The organism is Streptomyces sp. NPDC107517 (genome assembly GCF_055582645.1).
Map to the genome: position 1 here is coordinate 300318 of NZ_JBVJPM010000012.1, position 6799 is coordinate 307116.

Annotated in this window: 9 protein-coding genes; 8 read left to right on the forward strand and 1 reads right to left on the reverse strand. The window is 72.4% G+C overall.

Features of this window, described 5'->3' with window-relative positions; all coding sequences use genetic code 11:
* The first annotated feature begins 28 nt into the window (after window positions 1-28).
* From ACZ67T_RS27235 to ACZ67T_RS27265, 7 genes are all read left to right on the forward strand, one after another.
* Window positions 29-445: a YciI family protein gene (locus ACZ67T_RS27235; protein WP_469987590.1), complete on the forward strand. Its 417-nt coding sequence runs from the start codon at window positions 29-31 to the stop codon at window positions 443-445.
* Window positions 439-1665 carry an RNA polymerase sigma factor gene (locus ACZ67T_RS27240; RefSeq protein WP_469987591.1) on the forward strand — a complete coding sequence of 409 codons (1227 nt, stop codon included), beginning with the start codon at window positions 439-441 and terminating at the stop codon, window positions 1663-1665. Before ACZ67T_RS27235 ends, ACZ67T_RS27240 begins: the two co-directional genes overlap by 7 nt.
* A gap of 57 nt (window positions 1666-1722) precedes the next feature.
* Window positions 1723-2061, forward strand: a complete 339-nt coding sequence (locus tag ACZ67T_RS27245; RefSeq protein ID WP_469987592.1) for a DUF952 domain-containing protein — start codon at window positions 1723-1725, stop codon at window positions 2059-2061.
* A gap of 100 nt (window positions 2062-2161) precedes the next feature.
* Window positions 2162-3103, forward strand: a complete 942-nt coding sequence (locus tag ACZ67T_RS27250) for a hypothetical protein (protein WP_469987593.1) — start codon at window positions 2162-2164, stop codon at window positions 3101-3103.
* Between the two features lie 85 nt (window positions 3104-3188).
* The gene (locus ACZ67T_RS27255; RefSeq protein WP_469987594.1) at window positions 3189-4628 is read left to right on the forward strand and encodes an MFS transporter; all 1440 of its coding nucleotides are present in this window, start codon (window positions 3189-3191) and stop codon (window positions 4626-4628) included.
* A gap of 25 nt (window positions 4629-4653) precedes the next feature.
* Window positions 4654-4941 (forward strand): hypothetical protein, encoded by a 288-nt coding sequence (locus tag ACZ67T_RS27260; RefSeq protein ID WP_469987615.1) that lies wholly within the window; start codon window positions 4654-4656, stop codon window positions 4939-4941.
* On the forward strand, window positions 4884-5192 hold the full coding sequence (locus ACZ67T_RS27265) for a GNAT family N-acetyltransferase (protein ID WP_469987595.1): 309 nt from the start codon (window positions 4884-4886) through the stop codon (window positions 5190-5192). Before ACZ67T_RS27260 ends, ACZ67T_RS27265 begins: the two co-directional genes overlap by 58 nt.
* On the opposite strand, the gene ACZ67T_RS27270 is transcribed toward ACZ67T_RS27265, so the two are convergent.
* Entirely contained in the window at window positions 5089-5922 is an 834-nt protein-coding gene (locus ACZ67T_RS27270; RefSeq protein WP_469987596.1) for an ATP-grasp domain-containing protein, read from the reverse strand. The genes ACZ67T_RS27265 and ACZ67T_RS27270 overlap by 104 nt on opposite strands.
* A gap of 171 nt (window positions 5923-6093) precedes the next feature.
* Between ACZ67T_RS27270 and ACZ67T_RS27275 the strand changes: the two genes are divergently transcribed.
* A complete protein-coding gene (locus tag ACZ67T_RS27275) occupies window positions 6094-6579 on the forward strand; it encodes a MarR family winged helix-turn-helix transcriptional regulator (protein WP_469987597.1) in 486 nt (161 codons plus the stop codon).
* The last annotated feature ends 220 nt before the right edge of the window (window positions 6580-6799 follow it).

The window sequence follows — 6799 nt, forward strand, 5'->3', positions numbered from 1 at the left end:
GCGGGCGGCGGGCCGAAGGAGCGCAGCAATGAAGTACCTGATGATGGTGACAGGCACCCAGCTCGACTACGAGGCCATGGCGGGCAAGGCGTCCGAGGGCAATCCGGCCTGGGGCGAGAAGGACATCCAGACGATGTTCGCCCACATGCAGAAGATCAACGACGACCTCGCCGAGACCGGCGAGATGCTCGCCGGCGAAGGTCTGGCGGAGCCCGCGAAGACCCGGTTCGTCACCCCGGACGCCCAGGGGCGGCCCGTCATCAGTGACGGCCCCTACGGGGAGACGAAGGAACTGCTCGCCGGTTTCTGGATCCTCGAGTGCGAGAACCTCGACCGGGTCACCGAGATCGCCAAGCGCGTGGCCGAGTGCCCCGCTCCCGCGGGCGCGCCCGTCCGCCCCGTCGTGATCCGCCCCATCCTGGACAGCGGTGGCGACCTTTGCTGACCCCGTCGACCGAGGACCTGCTGCGCCGCCACGCGCCGCAGGTCCTCGGCGCGCTGGTCCGCCGCTACGGACACTTCGACGCCGCCGAGGACGCCGTGCAGGAGGCGCTGCTCGCCGCCGCACGCCAGTGGCCCGACACCGGGGTGCCCGACAACCCGCGCGGCTGGCTCATCAAGGTCGCGTCGCGCCGCCTCGTCGACACTCTGCGCAGTGACGACGCGCGGCGCAGGCGCGAGGAGGCGGACGCCGCGCTCACCCCGCGCGACGCGTTCACGGCCCCGCCGCCCGGCGAGAGCCGCGCCCCCTCCGAGGACGACACCCTCACCCTGCTCTACCTGTGCTGCCATCCGGAGCTGACCCCGGCCGCACAGGTCGCCCTCACCCTGCGCGCCGTCGGTGGCCTCACGACCGCCGAGATCGCCCGCGCCCACCTGGTCCCCGAGCCGACGATGGCGCAGCGCATCAGCCGCGCCAAGCAGCGTGTACGGGGCGTGCGGTTCCGCTTGCCCGAGGACTGGCGCGAACGGCTGCCCGCCGTGCTCCAGATCCTCTACCTGATCTTCAACGAGGGGTATACGGCCACGTCCGGGCCCCAGTTGCAGCGCGCCGACCTGGCCCGCGAGGCGATCCGGCTGACCCGGGCGGTGCGGGCGCTGCTGCCCGACGACAGCGAGGTCGCCGGGCTGCTCGCCCTCATGCTGCTCACCGACGCGCGGCGCGCGGCCCGTACCGACGCGGCGGGCGAACTGGTCCGCCTCGACGAACAGGACCGCACCCTGTGGGACCGCGCGGAGATCGACGAAGGCGTCGCCCTGGTCTCCCTCGCCCTCCCGCGCGGACCGGTCGGCCCCTATCAACTCCAGGCCGCCGTCGCCGCGCTGCACGACGAGGCGGCGCGCGCCGAGGACACCGACTGGCCGCAGATCCTCGCCCTGTACGACCTGCTCGTGCGGATCGTGCCCGAGGGAGAGGCGATGGCCGCGCTCGGCCGGGCGGTCGCCGTCGCCATGGTGCACGGCCCCGAGGCGGGCCTGGCGGAGACGGACAAGCTGGCGGACGCACTCGGCGGGCACCATCGGCTCGCCGCAGTGCGGGGTCACCTCCTGGAACTGGCCGGAGACCGCGACGCGGCGCGGGCGGCCTATCAGGAGGCGGCGAGCGGCACGCTCAGCCGCCCGGAGCGGCGCTACCTCCAGCTGCGGGCGGCCCGGCTCGGGTGAGGCCCCCCGGCCGATGTGCGATACCCGCCGCGGTCGTCAGCTCGTAGGTTGGTGCGCGTGACCGAAATCCTGCACATCACCGAGCGCTCCCTGTGGGACGCGGCCCGCGCGTCCGGCGTCTACGAGATGTCCACGCGCGGCAAGACCCTCGCCGAGGAGGGCTTCATCCACTGCTCGCTGGCGCACCAGCTCCAGCGGGTCGCCGACTTCGTGTACGGCGCGTACGACGGGCCCGACGAGCTGGTGGTGCTGGTCATCGACAGCGAGCGGGTGCCCGCGCCCGTCAGGTTCGAGGCGCCGGAGCCCGGCGCGGATGAATTCCCGCACGTCTACGGGCCGTTGCCGGTCGACGCCGTCACCGAGGTGCGCGACTGGGACGGCGGGCGGGTCCGCTAAAGTCCCCTCGGTCTGCCCGTCAGTCGGACGGGCGTTCGGGCCTGGGGGCGGCTCGCACCCGGGCGGCGACGGGCCGGCGCAAGCCGGCCGAGGGGGTTCGGTGCGCGCACGGCGAGGGGGCGGTCCCGCGGGGGTCGCGGCGGCGATGACGGTGGTCCTGCTGGCGGGGTGTGACGGTTCGCCGTCCGGCGGCCAGTGGACCGCGGACGGCGTTCCGGTCGTCCGCGAGGCGAAGGACCGGCCCGAACTGCCCCTGCACCGGTACGAATTCACGGCCGAGGACGACGGGGCGTACGGCACGCTCAAGCGTGCCCAGAAGCTCCTTGCCCAGCGGTGCATGCGCGACTTCGGCTTCGCCGACTTCCCGCGCGACCCGAAGAACCCGAGTCCCGGCGGGTTGGCCATGGTGGCCGTGTCCCAGGGTCTCGACGGGCAGCTCGACCTGGAGAAGGCGCGGCGCTGGGGGTACGGCTGGGACCCGGGACGGGACACCGGGATCGAGCCCGAGGGCCGCCGTATGACGGCCGAAGAGTCCCACGTCTACTGGGGGCACCGCACGGGCGGGAAGCCGACGGTCCTCGGCAGGCGCGTCCCCGAGGAGGGCTGCCTCGGCCGCGCGGACAAGCGCCTCTACCGCGGTGTGCGGGACATGCGCCGCATGTCGGGGTACGTCCCGCAGCGGGAGAACGTCCTGGAGAAGGCGGCCGTGAAGGACCGGCGGATGCGGCGCGTGCTCAAGGCCTGGTCGCAGTGCGTCGTGGACAAGGGGTTCAAGCGGTACGGCACTCCCGACGACGCCTTCCGCGACAAGGCGTGGAAGCGCGACAGCGGCGGCAACACGGCGCGTACGCGGCGTGAGCGGGGCACGGCCGTCGCCGACGTCGAGTGCAAGCGCGAGCACAACACCGCCGGGGTGTGGTGGTCCGTGCTGTCCGAGCGGCAGCGGGCGGACCTCGGGCGCCACAGGTCCGCGTACGAGGCGGCGCGCCGGGACCAGGAGACGGTGCGGCGCAACGTGCGTGAGGTGCTCGCCGATACGTAACGGAACTGCAGTTCCCTTAAGGCTCTCCACTCTGCTACGTTTGGCGTGCCTTAACGGGAACTCAGAACCATTTAAGGAGTGCCTCATGTCGGCGCCCACGCAGACCGCCCCCGCCGTCGCACCACCCCCGCACATGACGGCCCGCCAGAAGCTCGTCCTCACCCTCCTCCTCGGCGCCCAGTTCATGATCGCCGTGGACTTCTCGGTCCTGAACGTCGCGCTGCCCGTCGTCGGCGAGGGGCTCGGCTTCTCGCTCTCCCGTTTCCAGTGGATCGCCACGGCGTTCGCGCTCGCCGCCGCCGGGTTCACGCTTCTCCTCGGCCGCGTCGCCGACCTGGTGGGCCGCAAGCGGCTGTTCCTCGCCGGCATGGCGGTCCTCGGCGCCTCCTCCCTCCTGGGCGGCCTCGCCGCCACACCCGAAGTCCTGCTCGTGGCACGGGTGTTGCAGGGCCTTGCGACCGCGGCCGTCACCCCGGCCGGACTCGCCCTCCTGACCACCGCCTTCAAGGAGGGGCCGCTGCGCGAACGCGCCCTCGGCCTCAACGGCGCCCTGATGTCCGCCGGTTTCACCGCGGGCGCCATCCTCGGCGGGCTTCTCACCGACCTGCTCTCCTGGCGCTGGGCGTTCTTCGTCAACGTCCCCGTCGCCGTACTGGTCCTCGTCCTCGCCCCGTCCGTCATCACCGACTCGCGCCCGGACCGGCGCCCGCGCCTCGACGTACCCGGCGCCGCGGCCGTCACGGGCGGACTCCTGCTCCTCGTCTACGGGCTCACACAGGCCGGCGAGACCGGCTGGGGCGCTCCCGCGACCCTGGTCGCGCTGCTCGCGGGCGCCGCGCTCCTCGTCGCCTTCCTGTTCGTCGAGAAGCGGGCCGCCGCGCCCCTCGTCCCCCTGCGCATCCTCAGGCGGCGCACCGTGATCTGGGGCAACGCGGCCGGGCTCATCGCCTTCGTCACCGAGACGTCCCTCGTCTTCCTGCTCACGCTCTACCTCCAGGAGGTCCTCGGCTACTCGCCGCTCGCCACGGGCCTCGCCTTCGGCGTCCTCGGGGTCGGCACCGTGATCGGCGGCACGCTCGGCGGCCGCGCCGTCGGACGCCTCGGCAACCGGACCACGATCGTCGTCGGCGGCGCCGTCCAGGCCGTGGCCACGCTCGCCCTGGTGGCGCTCGGCACGTCGGGGGCCTGGATCTGGCTGCTCCTCGCGGCCACGTTCGTCGGGGGCGTCGGCAACATGCTGGTGATCGTCGGCTTCATGGTGACGGCCACGTCCGGACTGCCCGACGAGGAGCAGGGCCTCGCCACCGGCCTCGCGACCATGACCCAGCAGGTCGGCATCACCCTGGGCATCCCGGTGATGAGCGCGATCGCCACGGCCCGCATGGGCGGGGCGAGTGGCCCGCACGCGGTCCTGTCCGGAGTGTCCACGGCCGTACTCGTCAACTCCCTTCTGGTGGCGGGGGGTTCGGCGCTGGCCGGGCTGTTCCTCTCGCCCCGGCGCGGACAGAACAGGGCGGACGCCTGACCCCTCGGCCCTGCATGATGGGGCCATGTCCGATCGCACCGAGAACACCACCGCAGCACCGGCCCTCCCGGTGGCCGTCGACCAGGGCGCGCTCCGCGCCCTCGCCGACGGCCACCACGCGCGTGCGGTACGGCCGTTGGGGAGCGGCGAGCACGGCGGTCACCTCGTCAAGACGTACGCGATCGAGGCACCGGGACGAGCCGCACGACCTGCGAGCCCGCGATCTCGACCTGGGACGGGTACGAGTACCTCCACATGGACTGCCTGTACCTGCGCCCCGGCCACCGCGGACTCGGCCTCGGGCCGCTCCTGATGGATGCCGTGGCCGCCGAGGCCCGCGCCCTGGGGATCGCCGAGATCCAGTGGCAGACACCCGTCTTGGAACGAGGGCGCGATCCGCTTCTGCCGGCGCCTGGGCGCCCGCGAGAAGGACAAGCTCCGCTTCAGCCGGCCGTCCTCGTCAGGCCTCGTCGGCCAGCAGCCCCCGCAGTGAGTCCGCCATCGCCGCCACGAACGCTTCGCGCGTGCTCGCGTCGACCAGGTCCAGGGACAGATACGGATTGAGGTCCTCCAGCTCGACCAGGAGCAACTCGCCCTCCGGGGTCCGGCAGGCGTCCACGCGCTGGATGCCGTGGCCGACGGTGTTCCAGTCGACGAACCTCTGCGCGAACTCCCGGTCCGCGTCCGAGGGTTCGTACCGTTCGAGGACCCACCGCTCGTCCGGCCGGGGCGCGTACAGGGCGTACTGGAGAGCGCGGTCGACGAAATAGAACGACACCTCGTACCGGAAGCGGATCCGCGGCTGGACGAGGATGCCGTCGAACTCCAGGCCGGGCAGCGCCTCGCGGCCGACGAACTCGAGGCCGATGGAGTCGGCGCCGAGCAGCGGCTTGACCACGTACTCGTCCGCCTCGGGCAGCAGATGCAGATCGGCGGCGCGGGCGACGGTCGGGATGACGGGGTACCCGGCGGCGGTCAGGTCGAGCAGATACCCCTTGCCCGCCATGTCGGCCTTCCCGGACAGCGCGTTGTAGACCCGCACCCCGCGCGCGAGGGCCTGCTCGCGGAACGCGTCGTACGCGGCCTGGTAGTGCAGCACGGGCCCGCTGTTGCGCACGACGACCGCGTCGAAGCCGTCCATCAGCGCGGCGGCGTCCAGCGGGTGGCACAGCGCCACGTCGAACTCCTCGCGCAGCCGAGCCGAGAGGGCGATGTCCTCGTCGCAGTACCGGCGGCCACGGGCCGGGTACGCGAGATCGGTGACGTAGAGGATGCGGGGGCGCGAGTGGTCCATCCGGGCGACGCTACCCGAGCCCCCCGGAAACGCCGACGGCAGCCGGGTCCGCGCGGATCCGGCTGCCGTCGGACAGATGACGGGAAGGCGTCAGGCCTTCTTCGTCGACATCACGCACTTAGTCGCAAGCGATACCATATCGAATGAGCAGATAGCTGGTATTTTGTGTTCATGGCCGCTGACGTTCCTCACCAAGACGCCGCCTCGCGTGCGACCGATCGCCCTGGGGACACGTCCCCTTTCGCGCTCGGACTGCTGCTGCGCCGGGCACACTGGCGCGCGGCCACGGTCATGACCGAGGCGCTCAGGCCGCTCGGCATCGAGCTGAGGCATTTCGCCGTGCTGATCGAGCTGGTCAACCACGGGCCCACGGTGCAGCGGGATCTGGCGGTTGCGACGGGGTCGGACAAGGCCGGAATCATGCGGGTCGTGGACGACCTGGAGCGCAAGGGGCTGGCCGTACGCAAGGCCGTACCGGGGGACCGGCGGGCGCGGGCGGTCGAGATCACGCCTCAGGGGCTCGAAGTTTTCGACGCGGCCCATCTGGCGGCGGAACCGCTGGCCGAGCGCCTGGTCCTCGAACTGGGGCCCGGCGAGTCCGCGCAGCTGACAGATCTGCTGACTCGGATCACCTATCCCGAAGGCGGGGGCGCGTAAGCGCTGTCGCGGTCGGCCCGGCGTCGAGGCGCCGTCCTCACCGTCGGAGAGAGTCCGGGCGCCGAGGGCGCCGTGTGACGTGACGTTTCGGGGTGAGCCGTCACACGGCGGCCGTGGGTCCGGCGGTTACGCGGCGAGGCGTTCTGCGAGTTCCTTGGCCTTGGTGGTCGCGTCCTGGAACGCGCGTTCGCGGGATGCCCGGTAGAGCGGGACCAGTTCG

Bases quoted from the DNA above. Each gene is read 5' to 3' on its own strand.
- ACZ67T_RS27235 (WP_469987590.1), top strand. From the start codon at position 29: ATGAAGTACCTGATGATGGTGACAGGCACCCAGCTCGACTACGAGGCC.
- ACZ67T_RS27255 (WP_469987594.1), top strand. From the start codon at position 3,189: ATGTCGGCGCCCACGCAGACCGCCCCCGCCGTCGCACCACCCCCGCAC.
- ACZ67T_RS27260 (WP_469987615.1), top strand. From the start codon at position 4,654: ATGTCCGATCGCACCGAGAACACCACCGCAGCACCGGCCCTCCCGGTG.
- ACZ67T_RS27265 (WP_469987595.1), top strand. From the start codon at position 4,884: ATGGACTGCCTGTACCTGCGCCCCGGCCACCGCGGACTCGGCCTCGGG.
- ACZ67T_RS27270 (WP_469987596.1), bottom strand. From the start codon at position 5,922: ATGGACCACTCGCGCCCCCGCATCCTCTACGTCACCGATCTCGCGTAC.
- ACZ67T_RS27275 (WP_469987597.1), top strand. From the start codon at position 6,094: ATGGCCGCTGACGTTCCTCACCAAGACGCCGCCTCGCGTGCGACCGAT.